General features: G+C 70.1%; 25 protein-coding genes and 1 tRNA gene. 7 read left to right on the top strand and 19 right to left on the bottom strand.

All coding sequences use genetic code 11. The annotated features are described in order from the left end of the window. Positions 1–183: 183 nt before the first annotated feature. Both ABTV91_RS07370 and ABTV91_RS07365 read left to right on the top strand, forming a co-directional pair. A complete protein-coding gene (locus ABTV91_RS07370; protein ID WP_433853902.1) occupies positions 184–1,602 on the top strand; it encodes a phosphatase domain-containing putative toxin in 1,419 nt (472 codons plus the stop codon). A 60-nt stretch (positions 1,603–1,662) separates the two neighbouring features. Beyond that, positions 1,663–2,070, top strand: coding sequence for a hypothetical protein (locus ABTV91_RS07365; protein ID WP_433853901.1), 408 nt, complete (start codon positions 1,663–1,665; stop codon positions 2,068–2,070). Between the two features lie 53 nt (positions 2,071–2,123). Here ABTV91_RS07365 and ABTV91_RS07360 read toward each other — a convergent pair whose 3' ends face one another. The 15 genes from ABTV91_RS07360 to ABTV91_RS07290 form a co-directional block, all read right to left on the bottom strand. Beyond that, a complete protein-coding gene (locus ABTV91_RS07360; RefSeq protein WP_433853900.1) occupies positions 2,124–4,079 on the bottom strand; it encodes an esterase/lipase family protein in 1,956 nt (651 codons plus the stop codon). Next, the gene (locus ABTV91_RS07355; protein WP_433853899.1) at positions 4,076–5,122 is read right to left on the bottom strand and encodes an Lnb N-terminal periplasmic domain-containing protein; all 1,047 of its coding nucleotides are present in this window, start codon (positions 5,120–5,122) and stop codon (positions 4,076–4,078) included. The genes ABTV91_RS07360 and ABTV91_RS07355 overlap by 4 nt, the downstream gene beginning before the upstream one ends. A 395-nt stretch (positions 5,123–5,517) precedes the next feature. Next, a tRNA-Val gene (locus ABTV91_RS07350) sits at positions 5,518–5,592 on the bottom strand. Between the two features lie 146 nt (positions 5,593–5,738). After that, complete coding sequence (locus ABTV91_RS07345; RefSeq protein WP_433853898.1) at positions 5,739–6,092, bottom strand: PilZ domain-containing protein; 354 nt, start codon at positions 6,090–6,092, stop codon at positions 5,739–5,741. Next, on the bottom strand, positions 6,089–7,048 hold the full coding sequence (locus ABTV91_RS07340; protein WP_433853897.1) for a DNA polymerase III subunit delta': 960 nt from the start codon (positions 7,046–7,048) through the stop codon (positions 6,089–6,091). Before ABTV91_RS07340 ends, ABTV91_RS07345 begins: the two co-directional genes overlap by 4 nt. Beyond that, a complete protein-coding gene (gene mltG / locus ABTV91_RS07335; protein ID WP_433853896.1) occupies positions 7,045–8,106 on the bottom strand; it encodes an endolytic transglycosylase MltG in 1,062 nt (353 codons plus the stop codon). Before mltG ends, ABTV91_RS07340 begins: the two co-directional genes overlap by 4 nt. 438 nt (positions 8,107–8,544) lie before the next feature. Continuing rightward, positions 8,545–9,888 (bottom strand): aminodeoxychorismate synthase component I, encoded by a 1,344-nt coding sequence (locus tag ABTV91_RS07330; protein ID WP_433853895.1) that lies wholly within the window; start codon positions 9,886–9,888, stop codon positions 8,545–8,547. 237 nt (positions 9,889–10,125) lie between these two features. After that, positions 10,126–11,388, bottom strand: a complete 1,263-nt coding sequence (fabF, locus tag ABTV91_RS07325) for a beta-ketoacyl-ACP synthase II (protein ID WP_433853894.1) — start codon at positions 11,386–11,388, stop codon at positions 10,126–10,128. A gap of 221 nt (positions 11,389–11,609) precedes the next feature. Continuing rightward, complete coding sequence (gene acpP, locus ABTV91_RS07320; protein WP_005415509.1) at positions 11,610–11,849, bottom strand: acyl carrier protein; 240 nt, start codon at positions 11,847–11,849, stop codon at positions 11,610–11,612. 148 nt (positions 11,850–11,997) lie between these two features. Next, entirely contained in the window at positions 11,998–12,741 is a 744-nt protein-coding gene (fabG, locus tag ABTV91_RS07315; protein ID WP_433853893.1) for a 3-oxoacyl-ACP reductase FabG, read from the bottom strand. An 82-nt stretch (positions 12,742–12,823) separates the two neighbouring features. After that, a complete protein-coding gene (fabD, locus tag ABTV91_RS07310) occupies positions 12,824–13,768 on the bottom strand; it encodes an ACP S-malonyltransferase (RefSeq protein ID WP_433853892.1) in 945 nt (314 codons plus the stop codon). 95 nt (positions 13,769–13,863) lie between these two features. Further along, positions 13,864–14,646, bottom strand: coding sequence for a serine/threonine protein phosphatase (locus ABTV91_RS07305; RefSeq protein WP_433853891.1), 783 nt, complete (start codon positions 14,644–14,646; stop codon positions 13,864–13,866). Positions 14,647–14,716: 70 nt separating this feature from the next. Next, on the bottom strand, positions 14,717–15,682 hold the full coding sequence (locus ABTV91_RS07300; protein ID WP_433853890.1) for a beta-ketoacyl-ACP synthase III: 966 nt from the start codon (positions 15,680–15,682) through the stop codon (positions 14,717–14,719). A 91-nt stretch (positions 15,683–15,773) separates the two neighbouring features. Then, positions 15,774–15,968: a 50S ribosomal protein L32 gene (gene rpmF / locus ABTV91_RS07295; protein ID WP_057639642.1), complete on the bottom strand. Its 195-nt coding sequence runs from the start codon at positions 15,966–15,968 to the stop codon at positions 15,774–15,776. 107 nt (positions 15,969–16,075) lie between these two features. After that, the gene (locus tag ABTV91_RS07290) at positions 16,076–16,585 is read right to left on the bottom strand and encodes a YceD family protein (RefSeq protein ID WP_433853889.1); all 510 of its coding nucleotides are present in this window, start codon (positions 16,583–16,585) and stop codon (positions 16,076–16,078) included. A 113-nt stretch (positions 16,586–16,698) separates the two neighbouring features. Between ABTV91_RS07290 and ABTV91_RS07285 the strand changes: the two genes are divergently transcribed. Next, positions 16,699–17,271, top strand: coding sequence for a Maf family protein (locus ABTV91_RS07285; RefSeq protein ID WP_433853888.1), 573 nt, complete (start codon positions 16,699–16,701; stop codon positions 17,269–17,271). Positions 17,272–17,292: 21 nt separating this feature from the next. Here ABTV91_RS07285 and ABTV91_RS07280 read toward each other — a convergent pair whose 3' ends face one another. Then, positions 17,293–19,140 carry an ArnT family glycosyltransferase gene (locus ABTV91_RS07280; protein WP_433853887.1) on the bottom strand — a complete coding sequence of 616 codons (1,848 nt, stop codon included), beginning with the start codon at positions 19,138–19,140 and terminating at the stop codon, positions 17,293–17,295. 64 nt (positions 19,141–19,204) lie between these two features. Between ABTV91_RS07280 and ABTV91_RS07275 the strand changes: the two genes are divergently transcribed. The 4 genes from ABTV91_RS07275 (at position 19,205) to ABTV91_RS07260 (ending at position 23,651) form a co-directional block, all read left to right on the top strand. Then, positions 19,205–20,131 (top strand): AAA family ATPase, encoded by a 927-nt coding sequence (locus tag ABTV91_RS07275; protein ID WP_433853886.1) that lies wholly within the window; start codon positions 19,205–19,207, stop codon positions 20,129–20,131. Beyond that, positions 20,112–21,089: a DUF58 domain-containing protein gene (locus ABTV91_RS07270; protein WP_433853885.1), complete on the top strand. Its 978-nt coding sequence runs from the start codon at positions 20,112–20,114 to the stop codon at positions 21,087–21,089. The genes ABTV91_RS07275 and ABTV91_RS07270 overlap by 20 nt, the downstream gene beginning before the upstream one ends. A 67-nt stretch (positions 21,090–21,156) precedes the next feature. Beyond that, positions 21,157–23,130 (top strand): transglutaminaseTgpA domain-containing protein, encoded by a 1,974-nt coding sequence (locus ABTV91_RS07265; RefSeq protein ID WP_433853884.1) that lies wholly within the window; start codon positions 21,157–21,159, stop codon positions 23,128–23,130. Beyond that, positions 23,127–23,651, top strand: coding sequence for a Slp family lipoprotein (locus tag ABTV91_RS07260; protein ID WP_433853883.1), 525 nt, complete (start codon positions 23,127–23,129; stop codon positions 23,649–23,651). Before ABTV91_RS07265 ends, ABTV91_RS07260 begins: the two co-directional genes overlap by 4 nt. 85 nt (positions 23,652–23,736) lie before the next feature. On the opposite strand, the gene ABTV91_RS07255 is transcribed toward ABTV91_RS07260, so the two are convergent. From ABTV91_RS07255 to ABTV91_RS07245, 3 genes are all read right to left on the bottom strand, one after another. Further along, positions 23,737–24,090, bottom strand: a complete 354-nt coding sequence (locus tag ABTV91_RS07255; RefSeq protein WP_433853882.1) for a histidine triad nucleotide-binding protein — start codon at positions 24,088–24,090, stop codon at positions 23,737–23,739. Positions 24,091–24,167: 77 nt separating this feature from the next. Beyond that, positions 24,168–24,764: a recombination mediator RecR gene (recR, locus tag ABTV91_RS07250; protein WP_433853881.1), complete on the bottom strand. Its 597-nt coding sequence runs from the start codon at positions 24,762–24,764 to the stop codon at positions 24,168–24,170. A 175-nt stretch (positions 24,765–24,939) separates the two neighbouring features. Then, on the bottom strand, positions 24,940–25,260 hold the full coding sequence (locus ABTV91_RS07245) for a YbaB/EbfC family nucleoid-associated protein (RefSeq protein WP_433853880.1): 321 nt from the start codon (positions 25,258–25,260) through the stop codon (positions 24,940–24,942). Positions 25,261–25,263: the final 3 nt, after the last annotated feature.

Raw genomic sequence — 25,263 nt, 5'->3', positions numbered from 1 at the left:
AGCCGCTCATTGCGATACCGGCATCACACATCGATCTTTCCTCTCCGTTGGTCTCATGGACAAGTCCAAAGCGAGGACTGACACTTTCACGCACATCTGCGGCGGACGTTCGACGTCATCAGCACGGATGTAGTGGAAGGCTGCGGACGGCAGCAGGGAAGAATCCTCGTTCCGGGATCGGCGATGACCGTAGAGCAGCACGTGTTCCCACAGGGGGCACGAATCGAATTCAGCAGTTGGGGCCTGCGCCTGGGCCGGCGGACCATCCTTGCCGACATCGACCTGGAGTTCGGGTCGCCCGGCGTGCTGGTGCTGATGGGCCCGGCCGGAACCGGAAAATCCACCCTGATCAAAACGCTCGCCGGCCAGGCCAGCGCCCATGCCGGCTACACCGGCAGCCTGCGGCTCGACGGCCAACCCTTCGACCAAGCCGCACCGCTTCCCGCGCTGGTGCAGCAGCATCCCCGCGACCTCGCCATGACCGTGCTCGACACGCTGGTCGAAGCCGCGCGCAACGGTCCGCCGCTGACGCCGGCGGAGCTGCGGGAGCGCGTCCACCAGGCGCTGCATCGTTCCGGCCAGCACGATCTGCTCGGACAATTGGAACGCCGCCTGTTCGATCTGCCGCGCGACCAGATGCGGCGCGCCCTGATCATGCGGGCGGCGCTGTCCGCCAGTCCCGTCCTGCTGATCGACGAGCCGACCAGCGGCCTGGACGACACGCAGGCGGCGGGCGTGCTGGACCTGGTCCGGCACCTGTCCGTTGATCGCTGCTGCGTGCTTGTCCTGCACCACCAGGCGCAGGCCCGCGCCATCGCCGACCGCGTCGTGCTGCTGGCCGGCGGCCGTGTCCAGGTCGACGCGGACAACGCCGCCTTTTTCGCCAACAGCGCCGGTCATCCGGTACTGGCGCAGTTCCTTCGCACCGGCAGCTGCCACGTACCGGGTCCCGATGCACTGGCGGCAGAACTGGATGCGCCTTATGACGCGCCCGACACCCTCGCTGCCGACGACGTCGCGGACCGGATCGAGCCCGACTTGCACACCGCTGTCTCCGCGGCCCCGGCCGTCGCCACCGGAGCTTCCAGCGTCGGCACCTTGTCGCCCGGGGTGCTGCCTGCCAGCCGTGGCCCCAACGGCTTCCACTGGCTGCTTCCCGGCAGGCTCGCCGGTTGCCCCATGCCAGGCGCCATGCTGCCGCTGGAACACGACCTGGGCCTGCTGCGCACCCTCGGCGTCACCGTGCTGGTGAACCTCACCGAGAAGCCGATGGCCGATGTCGCCATTCCCGCCCACGGCCTGCGCACGCTGCACATGGGCGTGGAGGATCGCGACGCGCCGCCGCTGATGTGGATGAAGATGCTGCTGGTCAGGATCGACAGGTTGATGCAACAGGGCGAAGTCGTCGCCGTGCATTGCCTTGCCGGCCTCGGGCGTACCGGCACCGTGCTCGGGGCCTGGCTGGTGCGCGAAGGCCTGACCGCCGATGAAGCGCTGCGCCGGCTGCGCGCGATCGAACCCGGCTTCGTCCAGTCCAGGGTGCAGGAAGAACTGCTGCACGAGCTGGAAACCAACCTGCTGATCCGCGCACCCGATCTCTGATCCCCACCCGCCGCGCGGCCTGCCGCCGGTATCGAACCCCGCCACACCGGAGAGAAACCCATGTCCCTCGATTCAATCATCCAGAGTTCCATCAGCACGGTTCCCGAATGCCTGGCCGCCGGCTATGTCGATATCTCCTCCGGCATGCTGCTGGCGATGCGCACCGTGGACTCGCACCCGCGCGAAGTGATGGACCTGCTGGCCGCCGCTACCGCCGACCTCTACGACGGCGCCAACGTGCGCATGATCGAACAGCTGTTCCGACGCTCGCGCGGCCTGCCCGAAAGCGACGGCGCGCATTATTTCCAGGAAATCATCGTCAACAGCGAGAACCTGATCCACGTGTTCATGCGCGGCAAGCGCTACCCGAACTACATCATGACCTTCGTCTGCCGCCGCACCGCCAACCTCGGCATGGCCCTGACCAAGGCCCGCCTGGCCATGCCGCAGATCGAAGCGGCGGTCTGACGCGCGACCCGGGTTTTCTCCGGACGGCCGCCGGATCCGACGGCCGTCCTCGCTCAGCGCTGCGCGCCGGCCGATTGCCGATGCAGGTCCTCGCGCAGGATGCGGCGCACTTCGAGCACGGCCTCGGGCGTTTCCTGCACGCTGTGGCCGGAGACGATCACCTTCTCCGACAACGCTCCGTCCAGGTGCGCGCTCCAGTACGGCACCAGCCCGTCGTCGGATTCGGCCAGCGGCCCTTCCGCCTTGCGCCTGGCGACGATCGAGTGGTACTTCAGCCCCGGCGCCAGCGGCAGCGCCGACGAGGCGCGGATGAACGGATCGCTGGCCTTGAGGTTGTCGATGCTGTTGCCGATGCGCGGCGCCTTGGGCTTGCCACCGGGCTCGGCGGCGTCCTGCATGGCCAGGAACACGTCCTCGAACTTGCCCAGGATGGTCAATGGCAGGCGCACCAGCTTGCCGATCAGGCGGCCGAGCCGGTCGCCGGCGATGTCGGTGCCGCGATGCGGGGAAGCGATGAAGACCGCGCGCGCGACGTCCGGCTGCGGCGAAAAGCGGGTCAGCGGCCCCAGCCTGGCCTCGACCCGCCGCAGCCGTTCGCCGCGCAGGTTGAAGCGCTCCACCGCGCCGTTCCACAGCGTGTCGCCCGAGTCGCTGAGCATCAGCCGCGCGATCACCCCGCCCATGCTGTGGCCGATGAACACCATGTCGTGGCTCGCCGCCGCGGTGCGCGCCGGATCGAAGTGGTCCAGCGTCCGGTTGAAGGCGTTGCTGACGGTGTAGCGGTTCAGCGCGATCGGCGCGTTGGTCGGGTAGTAGACCGACCATATCTGGTAGTGCCGGCGCATTTCCGGGTCGCCCATGATCTCGTTGGCCAGGTTGACCCAGGCCTCCGGGCTGCTGGCCAGGCCATGCAGCATGAAGATGATGCGGCGGTCCGGGTCGTAGGGCTGCATCAGGTAGATGTGCGGCTCGCGGATGCCCTGGCCGCGGCCGAACAGCGTGCGCAGCGACTCGGTGGCGAAGCCGGACTGCGCCATCCACACGCCGTAGGCCGCGGTGTAGTTGGCCGCCAGCGGCACCTGCTGGCCCTGCAGCTGGATGGTGGTGGCGGCCTCGGCCGGCCACGCTTCCAGGAGGATGTCGCGCGTGGCCAGCACCTCGTCCAGCGTCGTTCCGCCGAAACGCAGCAGGGCGGTGGCGTTGATCGCGGGCATCTCGCTGAACACCGGCGACGCCGCCGCTCTCCCGCCCTCCACCGGCGCCGCCAGCGCCGGCGCGTCCATCACCACCACCAGTTCGGCGCCGAAGCCGTCGCGGCGGTAGGTGCTGCGCAGGCCGGCGAAGCTCACCGAGGCCGCCGTCACCAGCTGGCGCGGAATGCCGTTCAACTGCAACCGGTCGAAATCCGAGCGGATGGTCCAGCGGTCCACCTGCACCGGGCTGCGGTAGTCGGCGCCTTCCAGCGCGCGGGCGCGCACCTGCTGGAACACGACCGCCGCCGTCTGTTCGGCCGCGTAGTTGTAGTAGTCGCGCACCTGCGTGAGGCGGTCTTCCAGCGCTCGCTCGGCCGGCGTGCGGCCGCTGAAGAACAGGTAGGCGTAGGAATAGCGCGCGGTTTCCAGCCAGGCGTCGAGCGCGGCGTCCGACAATGCCACCGGCTCGCCCATCCTGGCCTTCGGGGCCAGGGCGAGGGCTTCCTGCATCCACAGCTCGGCCAGCGTGGACAGCCGCTGCTCGGTCGGCAGGCCGTCGATGCCGGCGACCGTCTGCCGGCAGGCGTGCAGGTCCTTCTCGCACTGCCCCGCAGTCAGGCCGATGACGCTCAGCGATTCCTGCGACAAGGCGCTCAGGTGCCCGCTGTTGAGCACGTCGTCGCGCTTGAGCATCGCGTAGTCGGCCGGCGTGACCTGCTTGATCTTCACCATCGCGCAGCCGCTGGACAACAGCAGCGACGCGGCGAACAGCGGAACCAGGCAGCGGCGCAGGCGCGCCCGCAGTCCCTGCATCATGGAATGCCTCCCTCGGCAATGCCGGGGATGCCTTCGCGGATCCGCCGGGAAAAATCGACCGTATCGCCCGCCGCGCGCGCGCGCAGGCTGATGCGGCCGCGCTCGTGCAGCTGCGCGTAGGGCACGCCCGGCGCCAGCCCGCCCACGTCGGCGGCGTACTCGGCCAGGTAGCCGGACAACAGCAGGCGGTAGTCCAGCGGCAGCGTCGGCACGATCCGCCGCATCAGCGCGAAGACCACCGTCGTGCAGTTGCTGGTCAGCGTATTGTAGAACGCAGGCGCGCGTTCCAGCGCCTGCGCCTGGCCGACGTAGTAGCGGAGCAGTTCGCGCATGTCCTCCTGGCTCAGCCCATGCAGCCGGTACAGGTAGACGTCCTCGCCGCGCACGCTGGTGCGCACCTGCACGATGTCGCGCTCGTCGGCGGCCACCAGCACCGCCTCGAACCTGCGGAAGAAGCCGCCCAGCGCCGAGAACGATTCGCCGCGCTCCTTGCGGATCTCCAGCGAGAACACCAGCTGCCGGCCATCGGCGAAACCGAAGGAAACCAGCGTGTGCGCGATCGCCGGGCCCATCCAGTAGGAAAGGATCAGGTCGACCGAACGCACCTGCGACAGGTCGTATTCGCGCCGCTCCCAGCGCACGTCGTAGTCGTCCTCGCCGCGCCAGCGGAAGTCGCGCACGTTGTCCAGCAGCAGGCGGTCGCCCTCGATGCGCGCATGCAGCGGCTGCGCCACGTCGTCGGCCCATTGCCGGTCCTGCGCCGGCCGGATCGTCGCCCACCAGCCCAGCAGCAGGAAGAAACACGCGGCGAATATCGCGAACGAACGCCAGTGCGGTTTCCACGCCAAACCGGCGCGCAGCGCCAGCATGCAGGGCACGCACCAGACCAGGATCGCCATGCCCTTGGCGACGGCATTGCCGGGAAACTGGAACCACAGGGCCAGGCCGCCCCAGATGCCCGCCGCCAGGCAGGCGAGCACCAGCGCGAAGCTGCCGACCCGGCGCAGGAGCCTGCGCGGACCGCCCAAGTCAGTGATCGCCAAGCCCGCCCCCGCATCCGGTCGATACGCACGCCGCACGGTCACGGCCGACCCTTCCCTTCCGGTTTGCCGCATCGACCTCCGATGCCATCGCGATCGCTCCCTTCCGTTGTGCCTTCCCGGCCGCGCAACGATAGCGTGCAGGCCACCGAAAGCCGAGTGAAGCCCGCCCCGCCACCGCGAAGGCCTGCCAGCAGGATCGCGCCGGACCGGACGCACTGAACCCGCACGGGCTACACCTCGCCCGGCCTGCCGACGGCACCGGCTTCCCTTCATGGAAACGGGCACAAAAAACCGCCGGGAGCGGTTTTTGACATCGCCTGTCGATGGCCCGAAGGGGGGGCGCCACGGATGGCGGGCACAAAAAAACCGGCCAGGAGGCCGGTTTTTTCTTCGCTTGGTGGGCGGTGCAGGGTTCGAACCTGCGACCCTTGCCGTGTGAAGGCAATGCTCTACCGCTGAGCTAACCGCCCGTGTTGCGAGCCGCTCATTATAGGGGGAATCGCGACGACGTCAACGGATCGATGCAACTTTTTGCGATCCCCTCCGTGGCGGCGGCTGACACGCCGACGGCGGATTCCCTGCATGCGCTTTCCGGGTCTTCCGGCGCGCGGAGTGCCTACATGGTCTGGGTCGGCTTGTCCGAGCCGGCGGTACCGGCCAGCAGCGTTTCGATCCGGCTGCGGATCGACTCGCCGTCGGCGCCATCGGCCAGCTGCACGCCGATGCCGGCTTGGCGGTTGCCCTGCGCGCCCAGCGGCGTGACCCAGACGACCTTGCCCGCCACCGGCAGGCGTTCGCTGGAATCGGGCAGGGTCAGCAGCAGGAACACCTCGTCGCCCAGGAAGTAGCGCTTGGGCGTTGGCACGAAGACGCCGCCGTTCTTCACGAACGGCATGTAGGCGCTGTACAGCGCGGCCTTGTCCTTGACCGCCAGGGAAAGGATGCCCTGGCGGGCGTTCGTCGCACTCATCGGATGTTTCCTCTGGATGGCACCTGGTGGGCTGCTGTCCAGGCCAGCAGCAGTTCCACCACGGCCAGGTCGGCGCGCACCGTGGTGCGCAGCAGGTCGCGGGTGCGGTTGGCCGCATCGAACCAGGCCGCCAGCTTGTTCAATCGGTTCGGGTCGGTCAAGCCGTCGCCGGCCCTGCACAGGGCCAGGTCGGCGGCGTGGCGCAGGCGCAGGTCGGCGTGTTCGTCGCCGCTCCAGCGCTGGGCCAGCTCCACCGCGCCCACGCGGCCGGCGGCGAGCCTGTCCAGTTCATCGGCCACCTGGCGGCGCAGCGCCATACCCTCGCCCTGCAGCCAGCGGTCGGCCAGGCCGGGATGGCCGCGCGCGGCATCGAGCGCCTCGCGCGCCGCGCTTTCGCCATGCCCCTGGCGCTGCAGCCAGGCCAGCGCTTCCTCGCGCGGCGGCAGGCGGAACTCCAGCCGCTGGCAGCGGCTGCGGATGGTCTGCGGCAGGCGCGCCGGGTCGGCGCTGACCAGCCACAGGTAGCGGCCGGGCGCCGGTTCTTCCAGCGTCTTGAGCAGCGCATTGCAGGCGGCGCGGTTGATCGCGTCGGCCGGGTCGACGATGACCACCTGGGCCACGCCGTACTGCGGCGTCAGCGCCAGCTTCTGCGAAATCTCGCGCACCTGCTCGATCACGATCTCGGTGCGCAGCTTGTCGCCGGCCTTGTTGGGGATGAAGGAGACCACCTGCAGGTCCGGATGGGTGCCGGCGGCGATCAGCTGCGCGTTGCGCTCACGACCCGCCGCATCCATGCCGTTGTCCAGCACATGACGGGCCAGCGCCATCGCCACTTCGCGCTTGCCCATGCCGGCCGGCCCGCACAACAGCAGGCCATGGCCGAGGCGGCCGGCGTCCAGCGCCGCCACCGTCTGTTCGTAGGCGCGCTGCTGCCACGGGGCGAAACCCTCGTTCACTGCCCTGCCTCCGCGCCGCGGTTCTCGCGCAGCTGGCGCAGGTAACGCGCGACGGCGGCGTTGTGCTCGGCATAGGTGGCGGAGAACACATGCGCGCCACTGCCATCGCCCACCGCGACGAAGTACAGCGCTTCCCCCGCGGCCGGCCGCGCCGCGGCAAGCAGCGCGTCCTTGCCGGGCATGGCGATCGGCGTGGGCGGCAGGCCGGCGCGGGTATAGGTGTTGTATGGCGTGTCCGTGGTCAGGTGCACCTTGCGGATGTTGCCGTCGTAGGCGCTGCCGATGCCGTAGATCACGGTCGGATCGGTCTGCAGGCGCATGCCCAGTTTCAGCCGGCGCGCGAACACCCCGGCGATCTGCGGACGCTCCGCGGCCAGGCCGGTTTCCTTCTCGACGATCGAGGCCAGGATCAGCAGTTCATGGGGCGAGGCCAGCGGCAGGTCGTCGCTGCGCGCGGCCCAGGCGGCGGCCAGTTCCTTTTCCATCGCCGCGTGGGCGCGCAGGAGCACGTCCAGGTCGCTGTCGCCGCGCTGGTAGACATAGGTTTCCGGCAGGAAGCGGCCTTCCGGGTGCTGGTCGGGAAAGCCCAGGCGGCGCATCAGTTCGGCGTCGTCCAGCGCATCGGTCTCGTGAACCAGCGGTTCGGCGCGCCGCAGCGCCGCGCGCAGCTGGCGGATGTTCCAGCCTTCGACGATGGTCACGCGGTGCTGCAGCACCTTGCCCTGGCGCATGCGCAGCAGCAGTTCGCGCGGGGTAAGCGTGTCGTCCAGCGCGTACTCGCCCACCTTGAGCTTGCCGGCGGCGTCGAGCTGGCGCGCCAGCAGCTGCCACTGGTAGTTCTGGCCTTCCTCGATGCCGGCCTGGCGCAGCTTGCCAAGCACGGCGTTGAGGCCGTCGCCACTGGCGACCACGACGCTCTGCTGGCTGGGCGTGAGCCGCACATCGGCGAACTGCACCTGCCGGTAGTAGAACCAGCCGCCCACGCCGGCGGCGATTCCCGCCACGACCAGCAGCAGCATCAGCACCAGCAGAAGACAGCCGCGTTTGGCTCGCGCCATGGATTACCTCGAAGTCCGATCCTGCCGCGCAGGATACCGCGCGCCGCCTCGCCGCCGCCAAAGGAATCGCCAGGAGCGATTCCTGACATCGCTTGCCGATGGCCCCGAAGGGGTGCCGCCATGGAAGGCGGCACCAAAGGAATCGCCTGGAGCGATTCCTGACATCGCTTGCCGATGGCCCGGAGGGGCGCCGCCACGGAAGGCGGCACCAAAGGAATCGCCAGGAGCGATTCCTTACATCGCTGCCGATGGCCCGGAGGGGCGACGCTATGGAAGGCGGCGACAAATCGCCGGGGCTATTCCGACACAGCCTGTCGATGGCCCGAGGGCCCGCGGCCAGGGACGAAAGCAAAGGAATCTCCCGGAGCGCCCCCGACATCGCCTGCCCATGGCCCACAGGGTCGCCGCCCAGGCGGCAACACGCCGTGCCCGCATCCGCTACAGCGCGCGCAGCAGGCCGCGCGCCTTGGCGCGGGTCTCGTCCAGTTCGCGGGAGGGATCGGAATCGACCACGATGCCGGCGCCGGTGCGGAAACGCACGGTATCGCCCTGCACCTCGGCGGTGCGGATCAGGATGTTCAGGTCCATGTCGCCGTCGCGGTTGAGCCAGCCGAAGGCGCCGGTGTAGGCGCCGCGCGCGGTCCGCTCCAGCTCGGCGATGATCTCCATGCAGCGCACCTTGGGACAGCCGGTGATGGTGCCGCCCGGGAACGTGGCGGCGATCACCTGCCCGGGCGTCACCTCCGGGCGCAGCCGGGCGCGCACGTTGCTGACGATGTGGTGCACGTGGGCATAGCTTTCGACCGTCATCAGCTCGTCCACCTCGACGCTGCCCGGCGCCGCGATGCGGCCCAGGTCGTTGCGCTCCAGGTCGATCAGCATCACGTGCTCGGCGCGCTCCTTGGGGTGGCCGACCAGCTCGCGGATGCGCGCGGCATCGTCGTCGCCGTCGAAGCGCGGGCGCGTGCCGGCGATCGGCCGGGTCTGCACCACGTCGCCCTCCACCGAAACCAGCCGCTCCGGCGAGGAACTGACCACCGCGCGCCCGGCCGCATCGAACAGCCCGGCGAACGGCGCCGGGTTGGCCTGGCGCAGGCGCGCGTACAGCGCGGCCGGCGCCAGCGGCCGCCCGAAATGCGCCTGCCAGCGGCGCGACAGGTTGACCTGGAACACGTCACCGGCATGCAGGTAGTCGATCACCCGGCGCACACCGTCGATGAACTGCCCGTCGGGGTCCTCGTCCATCGCCACCGGCGGCTGCCAGGCCGGCAGGGCCGGCAGATGCCGCGCGTCGAGCAGATCCTGCCGGAGCTGCGCGAGCAGCGCGTCATGGCCGTCCTCGGCCATCGCCATGCACTGGCCGCTCCCGCGATCGCGCAACACCGCGGCTGGGCACCGCAGCGCCAATGCCGGCGGCAGGCCATCGGCGCGGTGCGGCAGCCGCAGTACGGGTTCGATCTGCGCGGCCAGTTCGTAGTCGAGCAGCAGCGCCCAGCCGCCGCGGAACGGAACGCCGGCATCGGCCGGGTCACGCGCCAGGCACAGCGCCTGCCAGTCGCGATCCAGCGCATCAAGGAAACCGCCCTCGACCGGCGTGCCGTCCTCGCGCCGCACCTGGCCGTCGGCGTCCAGCCGCAGTTGCCCGCCATCGGCGATCAGCAGCAGGTCCCAGCGCCCCTGGCGCCCGGCGGCGGTGGATTCAAGCAGCAGCGGATAGCGCTGCGGGGCGAGCCGATGCAGCGCCAGCAGGTCGGTGTCGGCGTGCAGGGGGAAGAGGTGCATCGTCGCCCCAGGAGAGTCCAGGAGAGCCAGCCGTTCTCCCGGTGGGAGACAGTCCGGCAGGATTGCCGGGCTGCACGGCGAAGCCGCCCGGAGGGTGAGGCACAGGGATGTGCCGAATGCAGGTGCCCCGAAGGGGCGGATGAGGGCGCGAACGGGACCAGCGATGTTCGAACCGCCTGGACCGCGTTGCCCCTCACCCCAACCCCTCTCCCGCAGGGCGAGGAGGGGCTAGCGGCATCAGACGCGCTTGAACACCAGCGTGCCGTTGGTGCCGCCGAAGCCGAAGCCGTTGGACATCACCACGTCGACCTTGGCCTGGCGCGCCTCGTTGGGCACGTAGTCCAGGTCGCAGCCTTCGCCGGGCTCGTCCAGGTTGATGGTCGGCGGGATCACGTCGTCGCGCAGCGCCAGCACCGAGAAGATCGCTTCCACGCCGCCGGCGGCGCCGAGCAGGTGGCCGGTCATCGACTTGGTGGAGCTGACCATCATCTTGTACGCGTGGTCGCCGAAGGCGGTCTTCATCGCCATGGTCTCGCCCAGGTCGCCCAGCGGCGTCGAGGTGCCGTGCGCGTTGAGGTAGCCGACCTGTTCCGGCGACACGCCGGCGTCCTTCATCGCCGCGGCCATGCAGCGCGCGGCGCCTTCGCCGTTCTCGCTCGGCGCGGTCATGTGGTAAGCGTCGGAACTGGCGCCGAAACCGGCCAGTTCGCAGTAGATCTTCGCCCCGCGCGCCTTGGCGTGCTCGTATTCCTCGAGGATCAGGATGCCGGCGCCGTCGCCCAGCACGAAGCCGTCGCGGTCCTTGTCCCACGGCCGCGAGGCGCGGGTCGGGTCGTCGTTGCGGGTGGACATGGCCTTCATCGCGCAGAAGCCGCCCACCGCAGTCGGCGAGGAGCCGCGCTCGGCGCCGCCGACCACCATCACGTCCGCGTCGCCGTACTGGATCATGCGCATGGCGGTGCCGATGGAATGGTTGGACGTGGCGCAGGCCGAAACCGCCGAGAACGACGGCCCCTTCAGGCCGGCGATGATGCTCAGCTGGCCCGGCAGCATGTTGATGATGGTCTTGGGCACGTAGAAGGGCGAGATCTTCTTGCCCTCGTGGAACTCGATGGTCTGTTCCTCGATGCCCAGCAGGCCGCCGATGCCGGCGCCGACGATGGCGCCGACGCGCTCGGCGTTGGCTTCGGTGATCTCCAGGCCCGAATCGTGCAGGGCCATGAACGCCGCGCCCAGGCCGTAATGGATGAACGGGTCCATCTTCTTGGCATCCTTGCCGCTGACCCGGTACTTGCCGAACTGTTCGTTGTCGGCGGTGATGTCGAAATCCTTGACCTCACCTGCGATCTTGGTGGTGAAGCGTTCCAGGTAGGCGTCGGCGATGTGCGTCAGCGGACCGATGCCGGAACGGCCTTCGATGATGCCCTGCCAGCTGCTGGCCAGATCATTGCCCAGGGGCGAGACCATGCCCAGGCCGGTAACGACGACGCGACGCTTCATTGCGGTTTCTCCTGACCCGGTGCTCGATGCGGGTATGGCGCGGGGGACGCTTGGATGCACGTGGCCGCTTGCGGCCCGATTTCAGATTTCAGGGACCAGACCGCCGTGCGGTCGCCCCTTGAGGATGGAACACCCGAATGGGATGGGGCCGCTGTCGCGGCCCCATGGGCTTGCCGTGCGCGGCGTGCGACAAGCCGCCGCCACGCATCAGCCGCCGGTCATCAGGCCTTGACGTGGGCCTTGATGTAATCGATGGCAGCCTGCACGGTGCTGATCTTCTCGGCTTCTTCGTCCGGGATCTCGCACTCGAACTCTTCTTCCAGCGCCATCACCAGCTCGACGGTGTCCAGCGAGTCAGCGCCCAGGTCATCGACGAACGATGCGCTGTTGGTGACTTCTTCTTCCTTGACGCCAAGCTGTTCGACGACGATTTTCTTGACGCGTTCTTCGATGGTGCTCATTGGATATCGCTCCAGATGGAGTAGTGGTTCAAAAGGCGCCATCGGAAGCGATGGCCGTGGGATAGTGTAGTGGAAAGCGCCGGAGCCTTGCATTCTGGCAAAAAGCCACGGCGATCAACCACTTGGGCGCAGTCCCTGCGCCGCACGCTTACGGCATGTACATGCCGCCGTTCACGTGGAGGGTTTCGCCGGTGATGTAGCCGGCCGAGGGGCCGGCCAGGAACGCCACCGCGCGGGCGATGTCCGCCGGCTCGCCGAGACGGCCCAGCGCGATCTGGCCGAGCATCGCGGTCTTGGCGTCCTCGGGCAGATCCTTGGTCATGTCGGTATCGATGAAGCCGGGCGCGACGACGTTCACGGTCACGCCGCGGCTGCCGATTTCCTTGGCCAGCGACTTGGAGAACGCGATGATGCCGGCCTTGGCCGCGGCGTAGTTGGCCTGGCCGGCGTTGCCGGTCACGCCGATCACCGAGGCGATGTTGACGATGCGGCCCTTGCGCGCCTTCATCATGCCGCGCATCACCGCCTTGGAGGTGCGGTAGACGCTGGTCAGGTTGGTGTCGAGGATGGCCTGCCAGTCCTCGTCCTTCATGCGCATCAGCAGGTTGTCGCGGGTGATGCCGGCGTTGTTCACCAGAATGGTGATGGCGCCGAACTCCTTGCCCACCGCGTCGATCAGCGCTTCGACCGCGCCCGGCTCGGTGACGTTCAGCGCGCGGCCATGGCCGCCCTGCGCGGCCAGGCGCGCGCCGATGGCGGCGGCGCCGGATTCGGTGGTGGCGGTGCCGATGACGGTCGCGCCCTGCGCGGCCAGCTCGTCGGCGATGGCGGCGCCGATGCCACGGCTGGCGCCGGTGACGAGCGCGATTTCACCCTGCAATGGCTTGCTCATGCGGTTTCCTCGTGATGCGCCGCGCCTGGCGGCTGCAGGTCGGGGCCGGGCGCGGAAACGCGCGCCGGCCGTATCGTAGGGGTCAGGCGGCCCACTCTTCCAGCGCGCCGGCGAAATCGGCCGGGGTGGAAAGCGAACGGCCGTCGAGGCTCTTGTCGATGCGCTTGACCAGGCCGGTCAGCACCTTGCCCGGGCCGCACTCGGCCACCCGGGTCGCGCCGCGCGCGGCCAGGGCCTGCACGCAGCCTGTCCACTGCACCGGCAGGTAGAGCTGCCGCACCAGCGCGTCGCCGATGGCCTCCACGCCGTCATGCGCCTGCGCATCGACGTTCTGCACCACCGGCAGCGCCGGCTGGCGCCAGTCCAGCCCGGCCATGGCTTCGGCCAGGCGGTTGGCGGCTTCGCGCATCAGCGGGGTATGCGAGGGCACGCTCACGGCCAGCTTGACCGCCTTGCGCACGCCCTTCTCGGCCAGCAGCGCCAGCGCGCGGTCCACCGCCGCGGCGTCGCCGCCGATCACGATCTGGCCCGGGGAATTGAAATTGGCCGGCACCACTACCTGGCTGCCGCTGGCCTGCACGCAGACCTCCTGCACCAGCGCATCCTCGGCGCCGAGCACCGCGGCCATGGCGCCGACGCCGGCCGGCGCGGCTTCCTGCATCAGCTGGCCGCGCAGGCGCACCAGGTGCGCGCCGTCGCGCAGCGACAGCGCGCCGGCGGCGACCAGCGCGGTGTACTCGCCCAGGCTGTGGCCGGCCAGCAGCGCCGGCTTTGCCCCACCCTGCGCATTCCACAGCCGCCACACCGCGATGCCCGCGGCCAGCAGGGCCGGCTGGGTGTATTCGGTGCGGTTGAGCTGCTCCTCCGGGCCGCCCTGCGACAGCGCCCACAGGTCGACGCCCGCGCCTTCGGACGCCTCGGCGAAGGTTTCGCGGACCTGCGGGTGCAGTTCGGCCAGTTCGGCCAGCATGCCCAGCGACTGGGAGCCCTGGCCGGGGAATACGAATGCGAGTCGGGAGTCAGTCACGCGGTGGTCTGCTGCATGAATCGAAGCGGCGCATCATAAGCGTGAATGCCCCCGCCCGTCTGTACTGGCGCGTATGCAGATCGATTCCGGGCGGCTCAGCCAAGCAGCGCCAGCAGGTCCAGCTCGCCATCGGCCAGCCAGTCCAGGGACAGCACCGCCAGGGTGGCGAAACCGAACGCCGTGGCGCCGTGCACGACCAGGATGGCGTGCGCCAGCGCGCGCCCCGAGCGGCCGGCGCGGCGCAGCAGCCGGGCCAGGCGCCGCAGACGGCCGGTCACGTGGTGGGCATGCTCCACCACCGGCCGATCCGCCTCCTCCATCGCGCCGGCGAGCATCGCCTTGAGCGCCTGCGGACGCTCCTCGTAGTACCTGGCCACGCCGTAGCCGAACATCAGCCAGTCGCGGGCCTGCGCCTGGTCCAGGTCCATGACCTCCAGCGGATCTTCCTCGAAGTCGATGAAGCCCACGCGCTGTCCGTCCCAGGTCATGTTGCGCGGCAACGGCTGACCGAAGTACGCGCCACGGCGGTGCGCCTGCGCGATGGCCTCGATGGCCGCGGCCACCAGGCGGTCGCGGCCGGCCGCGTCGGTCTCGCGCAGGCAGGTATTGAACGACGCGCCGGTATGTTCGAGCACCAGCGCGGCCCGGCCCTGTCCGATCACGTCGGGCACGTTGATGCCCTGGGCCTTGAGCTCGTCCAGGCGCCGCGCCTCGATCTCGCGCGCCTGTGCGCCGCCCCGGTGCGGCGGCGGCCGCAGGGCGTCGAGCTGGAAACGGCGGGCAACGAAATTCAGCAGCCCGAGGGCCAACGCCCGGCTGCCTTCACCATAATGCTTGAGCCATGCGCGCTGCCCTTCGATGAGAATGGGTTCAGCCATGACGACACCTCCGGAAACAACGGCCCTGCGGCCGCGCCGGGAGCCTCATGCGCCCGGCCAATCCGGCATATCAATAGCGCAGCAGCGCCGAACCCCAGGTGAAGCCGCCGCCGAAGGCTTCCAGCAGCAGCAGCTGGCCGCGCTCGACCTTGCCGGAGCGGATCGCATGATCCAGCGCCAGCGGCACCGAGCCCGCCGAGGTATTGCCGTGCTTGTCCACGGTCACCACCACCTGCTCCATCGACATCTCCAGGCGCTTGGCCGTGGCTTCGATGATGCGCAGGTTGGCCTGGTGCGGGATCAGCCAGTCCAGGTCGGACTTGTCCAGGCCGTTGGCCTGCAGGGTTTCGTCGACGACCGAGTCCAGCGCCTTGACGGCGTACTTGAACACGTCGTTGCCCTTCATCGTCAGCTTGCCGGGCTTGTCCAGGCCGGTGGATACGCCGGCCGGGTGCCACAGCAGTTCCTTCTTGCTGCCGTCGGCATGCAGATGGGTGCTGAGGATGCCGGTGTCCTCGTCGGCCTTGAGCACGACGGCGCCGGCGCCGTCGCCGAACAGCACGCAGGTGGTGCGGTCGTTCCAGTCGACGATGCGGGTCAGGGTTTCCGCACCGATCACCAGCACATGCCTGGCGTCGCCGTTGCGGATGAATTTGTCGGCCACGCTCAGGGCGAACAGGAAGCCCGAACATGCCGCGTTGACGTCGAACGCCGCCGCGCCGGCCGCGCCGAGGCGCGCCTGGATCAGGCAGGCGGTGGACGGGAAGATCAGGTCCGGCGTGGTGGTGCCCACGACGATCATGTCCAGCTGCGACGGCTCGATGCCGGCCGCTTCCAGCGCGCGCAGCGCGGCGTTGTAGCCGAGGTCGCCGGTGGTCTCGCCGTCGGCGGCCACATGCCGCTCGCGGATGCCCGTTCGCGACTGGATCCACTCGTCACTGGTGTCGACGATCTTGGTCAGATCCTCATTGGTCAACACCTTCTCGGGCAAATAACTACCGGTGCCCGCGATCCTCGAGTAGATCCGCTTGCTCATGCTGGTTCCTGTTGCGCGGGCCCGCCCTGTGGCGGTCCCGGAAGAGTCGGTGCGACGGCCACCGCCATGCGGCGGCGGCCGTCGCCGCGAATCAATCTTCTTCGACGACCGAGGACTTGGTCGTGATCACCTTCTTGCCGCGGTAGAAACCATCGGCGGTGATGTGGTGACGCAGGTGCACTTCGCCGGTGGTCGGGTCGGTGGACAGCTGCTTGGCGCTCAGCGAGTCGTGCGAACGGCGCTGGCCGCGGCGGGACGGGGTAACACGGGATTTCTGCACAGCCATGGGATTGCTCCAAACTCGGTTCGTTCGTTTCGTCGTTGCAGTGCACGGGGATGCGGACATCCGGCACTGGTTTTGCTTTCGCCGCAGCCGCCGACGACAACCGGCTGCTATTGTTTCTTCAGCGCCGCCAATGCCGCGAACGGATTGGCCTTGCCCAGTTCCTCGCTGGTCGCGGAGAAGTCGCGCTCGACCGCTTCGCTCCCGGGCGCCACCGGCACTACCGGCACCGCCATCACCAGCTCGTCCTCCACCAGGTCCAGCGGCCGCAGGCTGCCGTCTTCCGGCACCAGCAGCGCTTCGTAATCCGGCGGAAGCGCCTGTTCCTCTTCCTCGTCGTGCACCAGCCCCAGCCGCTGCACCATGTTCACCGGCAACAGGAAACGCTGCATGCTGCGCTGGCAGACCAGCGGCAGCGCGGTATCGATGGTCAGTTCGACATAGGCGACCCGCAGGACCTCGTCGCGGCCGAATTCCAGCGCATAGCTGCACTCTCCTTCGGCATCGGCGACCAGCCCCTGCAGGCGTGCCAGTGCGGACAGCGGCACACGGCCCTCGAAGCGCCTGCGCGCCGCGACCATCCGCCAAGCATCCAGCAATTCGGGCACGTTCGCGGACATAAGCTGCAGAATGTTAAGGACAGGCCTGCCGGCTGTCAAATCCGCCGCACCGGCATTGCCACGACGACACCGGCGCCGCAGACTCGGCGCGGCTTCCACGCCGGTATTGTCGCATGCCCGCCCTGATCCTCGCCTCCACTTCCCGCTACCGGGCCGAACTGCTGTCGAGGTTGCGGCTCCCGTTCAGCTGCGCGAACCCCGAAGTGGAGGAAGCCGCGCTTCCCGGCGAGGCCCCGCCCGCGCTGGCCGCACGGCTCGCGCGTGCGAAGGCCGCCGCCGTGGCCGCGCACCACCCGGGCGCATGGGTCATTGGCTCGGACCAGATGGCCGAATTGGACGGCGCGCCGCTCGGCAAGCCCGGCACCCGCGACGCCGCCTGCGCGCAACTGGCCGCGATGTCCGGCCGCGAGGTGCTGTTCCATACCGCGGTCTGCGTCAGCAACGGCGGACGGCACCTGCAGGCGGCCGACCTGACCCGGGTACGCTTCCGCACGCTGCGCGCCGACGAGATCGAACGCTACGTCGAGGCGGAAATGCCGCTGGACTGCGCCGGCAGCTTCAAGTGCGAGGGACTGGGCATCGCGCTGTTCGAGGCGATCCACAACCAGGACCCGAGCGCGCTGGTCGGGCTGCCCCTGATCGCGCTGTGCCGGCTGCTGCGCGAAGCCGGCTTCACCCTGCCCTGAGTCCGCCGCGCGCCCTTGCGCTCAGCGCTCCGGAACGTCCAGCGGCTGTTCCCACCAGTCCTCGACGCTGCCGTCGGCGCCATGCAGGCGCAACCCCAGCCAGTGCCTGCCCGGCGGCAGCGCGTCCGCATCCAGGCGCGCGGAAAAACCCACGCGGGGATGGTTCGGATCGGTGGAGATCTTCCAGAAGGCGGTGACATCGTAGTCGGCGCCGTAATCGGCCCTGGCCACGGCCTTCCCGTCCACCAGCACCTCGACCGCGTCCAGGCCGATGCCGTCCTTGAACGCCCATCCCTTGACGTCGACGACGCCATGCGCGGCCGCGCCGGGCAGCGGCGCGTCGATCCAGGCCATGGCCGGCGTGGTGCAGGCACCCTCCTGCCTGCCGGCCGGCAGCCGGAACAACAGGAAACGCTGGTAGCCATGGTCGGTGGAGACCACGCGCGGCGGCGGCAGCGGCCCCACCAGCGCGCAGACCTGGTGGTAGCGCTCCAGCAGGTCGCGATAGCGCTGGTCGCCCGGCGCCAGCACCAGCAGCTGCGGGACGGAGCGCCGACCTTCGTCGATGAGCTTCCACAGCGCCAGCTGCGCGGTACGCCCGTGCTTGTCGTTGAGCGGATGCGGCAGCACCGGGATGGACGCGTCCGCGCGCAGGAACCCGAGTTCGGCGCCGACCTTGAAGCTGCCGGCCAGCAGCCGGGTGTCCTCCGGCATCGCCGCCAGCTCCTCGCGCACCGCGTCGGCCAGCGGCTGCCAGCCGGCGAAATTGCGCGGGTAGTACTTGTTGCCGGCCAGTTGTTCGCGCAGCGCGGGCGAGGCCGCCACCAGGTAATAGCCGAACGCGAGGACGAGGCCGGCCAGCGCCATCGCCCATGCGAGCCGGCGCCAGATGCGCGGCCAGCGGCCGAGGATCAGCGGCACCGCCGCCAGCAGGGCGAAATAGCCCGGCAGCGGCCAATGGAAACTGATCCGCTCCACGTCCGTGAAGAAGCCGAGCAGGAAGATGGCCAGCGTGGAGACGCCGCCCACCAGCGCGAAATAGCGCCATTGCACGCGCTGCTGGCCACCCGGCGCCGGGCGGATGCCGGCCGCGCCCGCCTGCCACATCGCCAGGCACAGCAGGGGCGTCACCAGCAGCGGCTGGATCGCCAGGAACCACAGCCCGCTGATCTGGAACGCCCACGGGTGGCGCTCGACGAGCTGGAACTTCAGGCCCGCGTCCTGGTTGTCCAGGTTCCAGGCCAGCAGCGGCAGCCAGGCGATGATGCCCACCGTCAAGGCCATCCACACCCGCGCGTCGCGCAGCGTGCGCCGCCCTTCGGGCAGCAGCAGCAGCGCGATGAAACCGACTCCGATCACGCCGATGAAGCGGTAGTGGCTCAACGCACCCAGCAGCAGTCCCGACGCCAGCATCAACGCGCTGCCGGCGTCGACGCCGCGCAGCAGGCGGGCGCCGGCGTCCAGGCAGAGCACGGCGGCGAAGGCCATCGGCACGTCCGGCACCGCGAGGATGCCCAGCGTCGCCGAGAGCGGCATCAGCACGGTGAGCGAACCGGCCTGCCAGCCGAAGCGCGCGCCGAACCAGCGCATGGACAGGCGCGCGACCATCCACGGCAACGCCGCGCCCATCACCAGGAACGGCAGGCGTACGCCGAATGCATGGTGGCCGGCCAGTTCCACGCCAAGCCGCGTCATCCACGCGGTCAGCCCCGGCAGGTCCGAATAGGCGGCGGCCAGGTGCCGGCCTTCCTGCCAGTAGAACGCCTCGTCGACGAACAAGGGCAGGCGCGCCGCCACGATCGCCTTCAGCGCCGTGACCGCAACCCAAAGCACGACGAATACATTGCGTGCCCGCTGTCCAGCCTGCATTGCCGCTTACACTCCCCTCGACCCCTGATCCGAGACGACCATGGTTCCAATGCCGCCACGAAGAATGCTAACCGATGTCGCGTTCAAGGCCCTGCAGCAGGCGCAGGACCAGGTCAATGCCCTGCTGCTGGGCAAGACCTCCGAGGTGCGACTGGCCTTCGTGGCGCTGCTGTCCGGCGGGCACCTGCTGATCGAGGACCTGCCGGGCCTGGGCAAGACCACGCTCGCCCATGCCATGGCCTCCACGCTGGGACTGCAGTTCCAGCGCGTGCAGTTCACTTCCGACCTGCTGCCCGCCGACGTGCTGGGCGTTTCCATCTACGAAGCGGAAAGCCACGGCTTCCGCTTCCATCCGGGCCCGGTGTTCAGCAACGTGCTGCTGGCCGACGAGATCAACCGCGCGCCGCCACGCACGCAGAGCGCGCTGCTGGAAGCCATGGCCGAGCAGCAGGTGACCTTGGACGGCACCACCCACGCGCTGCCGGACCCGTTCTTCGTGATCGCCACGCAGAACCCGGTGGACATGTCCGGCACCTTCCCGCTGCCGGATTCGCAGCTGGACCGCTTCCTGCTGCGGCTTGCCCTGGGCTACCCGGATGCCGGCGCCGAACGCGCGCTGCTGGCCGGCACCAGCCGCCGCGAACTGATCGCGCAGACGCTGCCCAGCCTGGCCGAGCAGGACATCCGCGACCTGCGCGCGGCGGTCGAGCAGGTCCACGCCAGCGACGCGCTGGTCGACTACGTGCAGCGCCTGCTGGCGCGCAGCCGCCAGCAGCCGGGCGTGCGCGTCGGCCTGTCGCCGCGCGCCGGCATCGCGCTGCTGCGCGCGGCCAGGGCGCATGCGCTGCTGGCCGGCAGGGAGCACGTGCTGCCGGAAGACGTGCAGGCGCTGTTCGTCGCCGTGGCCGGGCATCGGCTCGTCGCCGAGGCGGAGTCGTCCTCGGGAACGGCGCTGGCCGGCACGATCCTGCATGGCGTCCAGGTCGACTGACGTGGCCGGCGGCCTGCGCGCCCGCCTGCAGGCCCTGCAGTGGCTGGCGCGCCCGCGCCGGCCCGAGGCGCTGCCGGTCACGCTCGACCGCCACCGCATCTACGTCCTGCCCACCGGCTTCGGCCTGTTCCTCGCCGCGCTGCTGGCGGTGATGCTGCTGGGCGCGCTGAACTACAACAACAACCCGGCGCTGCTGCTGGCCCTGCTGCTGGCGGCCACCGCGCTGGCCAGCGCATTGCAGGCCCACCTGCAGCTGTCGGGGCTGCGCATGGAAGCCGTGTCGGCCGAACCGGTCGCGGCCGGCACCCCGCTGCGGCTGCGGCTGGCGCTGGCCCGCGACGACCGCCGCCCGCGCCGGGGGCTGCGCCTTGCCCTTGGCCCGGCCGCCGCCAACGCCGATCTCGTGGATACGGACGGCACCGAGGTCGACCTGTGGCTGCCCACCACCCGCCGCGGCTGGCTGGACCTGCAGCGGATCCGCCTGTCCACCACCCAGCCGCTGGGACTGGTGCGCGCCTGGAGCTGGATCTGGCCGGCGCCGCCGGTGCTGGTCTACCCGGCGCCCGAATCCAATGCCCCGCCCCTGCCCGATACCGGCAGCGCCTCGCTGCGCACCCGCCAGCATCCGCTCGGCGACGAACTGCAGCAGCTGCGCCCCTACCGGCAGGGCGATGCCCGCCGCACCATCGCCTGGAAGCATTCCGCGCGCCGCGACACGCTGCTGGTGCGCGAATACGAACGCCCCGCCGGCACCGAACTGCTGCTGGACTGGCACGCGCTCGGCCCGCTGCCGCACGAACGCCGCATCGCCCGGCTGGCGCGCTGGGTGGACGAGGCCGAACGCGAAGGCCGCCGCTATCGCCTGCTGCTGCCGGGCCAGCCGGCACTGGGGCCGGCGATCGGCGACACCCACCGCCACCAGTGCCTGCGTGCGCTGGCGCTGATGCCCGACGCATGAAAAAACGACAGTACAGCCGTTTTCCACGGCGAAGCCGCCCAACGGGCGGCGCACACGCAGGCGCGCCATGAACGGTACGACTCCCGCTCCACTCGATCCCGGCGCGCGCGGCTGGGCGCTGCTGACCACCGCGCTGGCGCTGCTGCCACTGCTGCTGCAGTTGCCCGGGATGCTCGCCGGCGTATTCGCCGCCGCGGCGCTGCTGGTGGCGGCGCTGTCGTGGCGACGCCTGGTCCCGCTGCCGCTGCGCCTGCTGCTGGTCGCCACCATGCTGGCGGCGATCTACTGGCAGATGGGCGCCTCGCCCGGCCGCGACACCGGCTGCGCGCTGCTGGCGGCGATGCTGGCGATCAAGTCCAGCGAACTGCGCACCCTGCGCGACGCGCGCAGCCTGCTCGGTTTCGCGCTGTTCGCGCCGTTCGCCGCCTTCCTGCTCGACCAGGGGCCGCTCACCCTGCTGCTGGCGCTGGCGGCGGTGGCCTGCGCCCTGCTCGGCCTGCAGCGCCTGGCCGACGCCGAAACCGGCACCGCGCCACAGCCGCTCGGCTTCGAGCTGCGGACGGTCGGCCGGCTGCTGGCCGTGGCGTTGCCGCTGGCGCTGTCCGCGTTCTGGCTGCTGCCGCGCCTGCCGACGCCGTTGTGGGGCATTCCGGAACGGTCCGTGGGGCAGCCCGGCCTGTCGGACACGATGGCGCCGGGGCAGTGGCTGGACCTGATGGCCGACGACAGCCCGGCCCTGCGCGTGCAGTTCGCCGGCGCCGCGCCCGCACCGGAGCAGCGCTACTGGCGCGGCCCGGTGCTGACCCGCTTCGACGGACGCACCTGGACGCGGCTGGAAAGCCAGCGCCGCAGCGTGCCGCCGCCCGTCGTCGCCGCGCCCGCGCAGTGGGATTACCAGATCGAGTACGAGCCCACCGAGCGTCGCGAACTGGTGGCGCTGGATCTGCCGCTGGCCGCCCCGGCCGATACCTGGCTGGATGCCGATTACACCCTGGTGAGCACGCGCCCGTTGACCGCGCTCACGCGCTGGCGCCTGCGCTCGGCGCCGCCCGCCCGCTTCCAGCCGGAGCTGCCGCCCGCCCTGCGCCGGCAGGCCCTGCAGCTGCCCGACGGTTTCAATCCGCGCACGCTGGCGCTGGCGCGGCGGTGGCGGCAGGACGCCGGCGACGACGACGCGGCCATCGTCCAGCGCGCGATGCAATGGATCGGCCGCGATTTCAGCTACACCCTGAGCACGCCGCTGCCCGGTCGGCACGGCGCCGACGAATTCCTGTTCGACTGGAAGGCCGGCTTCTGCGAGCACTTCAGCTCGGCGTTCGTGGTGCTGATGCGCGGCGCCGGCATCCCCGCGCGCGTGGTCACCGGCTATGCCGGCGGTACCCGCAACCGGTATGGCGGCTACTGGCTGGTCCGCAGGATGGACGCGCACGCCTGGGCCGAAGTCTGGCTGCCGCGGCGCGGCTGGACCCGCGCCGACCCGACCGCGGCGGTGGCGCCCGAGCGCATCCGCGACACGCTGGAGGACCGCCTGGCGCGTGGCGATACCGCCGGCGGCGGCCTGGACATGGGCACGCGCTGGCTGCAGATCGCACAGGTGGGCGACTGGCTGCGGCGCAACTGGAACGGCATGGTCCTGTCCTTCGACGCGCGGCGCCAGCAGCAGTTGCTGCGCTCGTTCGGCATCGAGCGCCTGCAGCCGGCGCAGCTGGCCGGGCTGTTCGCCGCCTTCGCGCTCGTCGCCATCGGCGCCATGGCCTGGCTGCTGGCGCGCGGCGAACGCGAGCGCGACCCGCTGCTGCGCGCCTGGCGCCGCCTCGACCGCCGCTATGCCCGCCTCGGCCTCGGCCGCCAGCCGCACGAACCGGCCGAAGTCTGGGCCGAACGCGTCGAGGCCAGCCACCCCGGCAGCGGCCTGGCGATGCTCAGCCGGCGTTTCAGCGACGCGCGCTACGCTGGCGCCTCGTCGGACCTCGCTTCATTATTGCGGGACCTGCACAGGCACCGCCCCCAACCCGGAGTACGAACCGGAGCACGAACATGAAGACCCGCATCCTCCTTACCCTCGCCGCCAGCCTGGCACTGGCCGCCTGTGCCACCGCTCCCAAGCCGCTGCAGGGACAGTTCAGTACTGTGTCCCCGCGCGATACCGTCGCGCAGAAGCAGACCGGCACGCCGGTGCGCTGGGGCGGCCGCATCATCGAGACGCTTCCCGGCCAGGGCGAGACCTGCTTCCAGATGATCGCCCGCCCGCTCAATGGCAACGGCCGCCCGAGCACCACCTCCGCCGACGCCAGCGACGGCCGCTTCCTGGCCTGCCGCGCCGGCTTCTACGATCCGGCGGTGTTCGAGCCGGGCCGCGACGTGACCTTCATCGGCCGCATCGAGGGCTATCAGAGCACCAAGATCGGCGATTACGACTACCCGCTGCCGAAGATCGCCGCCGACGTGGTGTACCTGTGGCCGGTGCAGCGCGAGGTCGAAGTGGTGCCGGCCTACCCGTACGGCCCGTGGGGCCCGGGCTGGGGTCCCGGCTGGGGCTGGGGTTGGCGCGGCTGGTGGTGACCGGCCGCAACCGGCACTCCCGAGGAAAAAAAAGACGCCGCCCCTGGGGCGGCGTCTTCGTTTGGCGATGCGGCCGCACCCATGCTCAGGCCGCGCCGAAATGCCCCAGCGGCGCGCCGGCCAGCAGGTGCAGGTGGATGTGGAACACCGTCTGCCCGGCGTACTCGCGGCAGTTCATGACGATGCGGTAGCCGTCCTGCGCCAAGCCCTCGCGGCGCGCGTATTCGGCCGCGGCCAGCGCCAGCTTGCCGATCAGGTGGGCCTGCGCCGGCTGCAGGTCGTCCAGGGTCGGGATGACCTCGTGCTTCGGAATGAAAAGGACGTGCACCGGCGCCTGCGGCGCGATGTCCTTGAAGCCCAGCACCTCCTCGTCCTCGTAGACGATGGTGGCGGGAATCTCGCGGCGGATGATCTTGCCGAAAATCGTGTCGTTGCTCATGGCCTGCCTCGGCGGAATATCGCCGGCATTGTATGCAACGCCGTCGCGGCCGTGCCCGCGGCCGGCCGGCATGCGTCTCAGTCCGGAATCTCGCTGCGGCTGCCGAAGGCGTGCGAGAGCGTGCCACGGTCGACGTATTCCAGTTCGCCGCCCAATGGCAGGCCCTGCGCCAGCCGGCTCGGGCGTACCTGGTGGCGACGCGCCAGCTGCGCCAGGTAGTGCGCGGTGGCCTCGCCCTCGACGGTGGAGTTGGTGGCGATGATCAGCTCTACGACCTCGCCCTGCGCCAGCCGCGCTTCCAGCTGGTCCAGGCCGAGTTCGCGCGGGCCGATGCCGTCCAGCGGCGACAGCCGGCCCTGCAGCACGTAGTACAGGCCGCGGTAGCTGGTGGCGTGCTCGATGGCCAGGCGGTCGGCCGGCGATTCCACCACGCACAGCGTCTGCCGCTCGCGGCTGCTGCTTGCGCACAGCGGGCAGACCTCGGTCTCGCTGAAATCGCGGCACTGCGCGCAGTGGCCGATCCGTTCGATCGCCTCGGCCAGCACCTGCGACAGGCCCAGGCCGCCATCGCGCGCGCGCTCGAGCACGTGGTAGGCCATGCGCTGGGCCGTCTTCTGGCCGACGCCGGGCAGCACCCGGAAGGCTTCGATCAGTTGTTCGAGAAGGGAATACACGGAGAGTCGTGAGGGCCTGGCAATGCCGGCTGTTTCCTTCTCCTACCGGGAGAAGATGCCCCGCAGGGGCGGATGAGGGTACGGTCGAAGCCGCATGCGATCGAATGGCGCGAGGGGGCTTCGCCCCGGCCCTTCCCCTGCGTGAGAAGGGCTTGGTGGCTGGCCCCCACTGCCGTCAGAACGGCAGCTTCATGCCTGGCGGCAGCTTCATGCCGGCCGTGGCCGAGCCCATGCGGCTCTGCGATTCGGCGTCGATCTTGTTGGAGGCATCGTTGAACGCCGCGGCGATCAGGTCTTCGACCATTTCCTGGTCGGACAGCACCGACGGGTCGATGCGCACTTTGCGGCACTCCTTGGCGCCGGTGAGGGTCACGCTGACCATGCCGCCGCCGGCGCTGCCGGTGACTTCCAGCTTGGCCAGTTCTTCCTGGGCCTTCTGCAGGTTCTCCTGCATCTTCTGGGCCTGTTGCATCAGTTGGGCGATGTTGCCGCGCATGGT

The organism is Stenotrophomonas nitritireducens (assembly GCF_050984405.1).
Classification (GTDB): Bacteria; Pseudomonadota; Gammaproteobacteria; order Xanthomonadales; family Xanthomonadaceae; genus Stenotrophomonas; species Stenotrophomonas nitritireducens_B.
Note: the sequence above shows the minus strand (reverse complement) of the source record. Positions and strands in the feature narration are given on the sequence as shown.

What these genes read in the sequence shown, in the direction of transcription:
- ABTV91_RS07370 (WP_433853902.1), top strand. Translation starts at nt 184, where the DNA reads ATGACCGTAGAGCAGCACGTGTTCCCACAGGGGGCACGAATCGAATTC.
- ABTV91_RS07365 (WP_433853901.1), top strand. Translation starts at nt 1,663, where the DNA reads ATGTCCCTCGATTCAATCATCCAGAGTTCCATCAGCACGGTTCCCGAA.
- ABTV91_RS07360 (WP_433853900.1), bottom strand. Translation starts at nt 4,079, where the DNA reads ATGATGCAGGGACTGCGGGCGCGCCTGCGCCGCTGCCTGGTTCCGCTG.
- ABTV91_RS07345 (WP_433853898.1), bottom strand. Translation starts at nt 6,092, where the DNA reads ATGAGTGCGACGAACGCCCGCCAGGGCATCCTTTCCCTGGCGGTCAAG.
- mltG (WP_433853896.1), bottom strand. Translation starts at nt 8,106, where the DNA reads ATGGCGCGAGCCAAACGCGGCTGTCTTCTGCTGGTGCTGATGCTGCTG.
- ABTV91_RS07330 (WP_433853895.1), bottom strand. Translation starts at nt 9,888, where the DNA reads ATGCACCTCTTCCCCCTGCACGCCGACACCGACCTGCTGGCGCTGCAT.
- fabF (WP_433853894.1), bottom strand. Translation starts at nt 11,388, where the DNA reads ATGAAGCGTCGCGTCGTCGTTACCGGCCTGGGCATGGTCTCGCCCCTG.
- acpP (WP_005415509.1), bottom strand. Translation starts at nt 11,849, where the DNA reads ATGAGCACCATCGAAGAACGCGTCAAGAAAATCGTCGTCGAACAGCTT.
- fabG (WP_433853893.1), bottom strand. Translation starts at nt 12,741, where the DNA reads ATGAGCAAGCCATTGCAGGGTGAAATCGCGCTCGTCACCGGCGCCAGC.
- ABTV91_RS07305 (WP_433853891.1), bottom strand. Translation starts at nt 14,646, where the DNA reads ATGGCTGAACCCATTCTCATCGAAGGGCAGCGCGCATGGCTCAAGCAT.
- ABTV91_RS07300 (WP_433853890.1), bottom strand. Translation starts at nt 15,682, where the DNA reads ATGAGCAAGCGGATCTACTCGAGGATCGCGGGCACCGGTAGTTATTTG.
- rpmF (WP_057639642.1), bottom strand. Translation starts at nt 15,968, where the DNA reads ATGGCTGTGCAGAAATCCCGTGTTACCCCGTCCCGCCGCGGCCAGCGC.
- ABTV91_RS07290 (WP_433853889.1), bottom strand. Translation starts at nt 16,585, where the DNA reads ATGTCCGCGAACGTGCCCGAATTGCTGGATGCTTGGCGGATGGTCGCG.
- ABTV91_RS07285 (WP_433853888.1), top strand. Translation starts at nt 16,699, where the DNA reads ATGCCCGCCCTGATCCTCGCCTCCACTTCCCGCTACCGGGCCGAACTG.
- ABTV91_RS07280 (WP_433853887.1), bottom strand. Translation starts at nt 19,140, where the DNA reads ATGCAGGCTGGACAGCGGGCACGCAATGTATTCGTCGTGCTTTGGGTT.
- ABTV91_RS07275 (WP_433853886.1), top strand. Translation starts at nt 19,205, where the DNA reads ATGCTAACCGATGTCGCGTTCAAGGCCCTGCAGCAGGCGCAGGACCAG.
- ABTV91_RS07270 (WP_433853885.1), top strand. Translation starts at nt 20,112, where the DNA reads ATGGCGTCCAGGTCGACTGACGTGGCCGGCGGCCTGCGCGCCCGCCTG.
- ABTV91_RS07265 (WP_433853884.1), top strand. Translation starts at nt 21,157, where the DNA reads ATGAACGGTACGACTCCCGCTCCACTCGATCCCGGCGCGCGCGGCTGG.
- ABTV91_RS07260 (WP_433853883.1), top strand. Translation starts at nt 23,127, where the DNA reads ATGAAGACCCGCATCCTCCTTACCCTCGCCGCCAGCCTGGCACTGGCC.
- ABTV91_RS07255 (WP_433853882.1), bottom strand. Translation starts at nt 24,090, where the DNA reads ATGAGCAACGACACGATTTTCGGCAAGATCATCCGCCGCGAGATTCCC.
- ABTV91_RS07245 (WP_433853880.1), bottom strand. Translation starts at nt 25,260, where the DNA reads ATGCGCGGCAACATCGCCCAACTGATGCAACAGGCCCAGAAGATGCAG.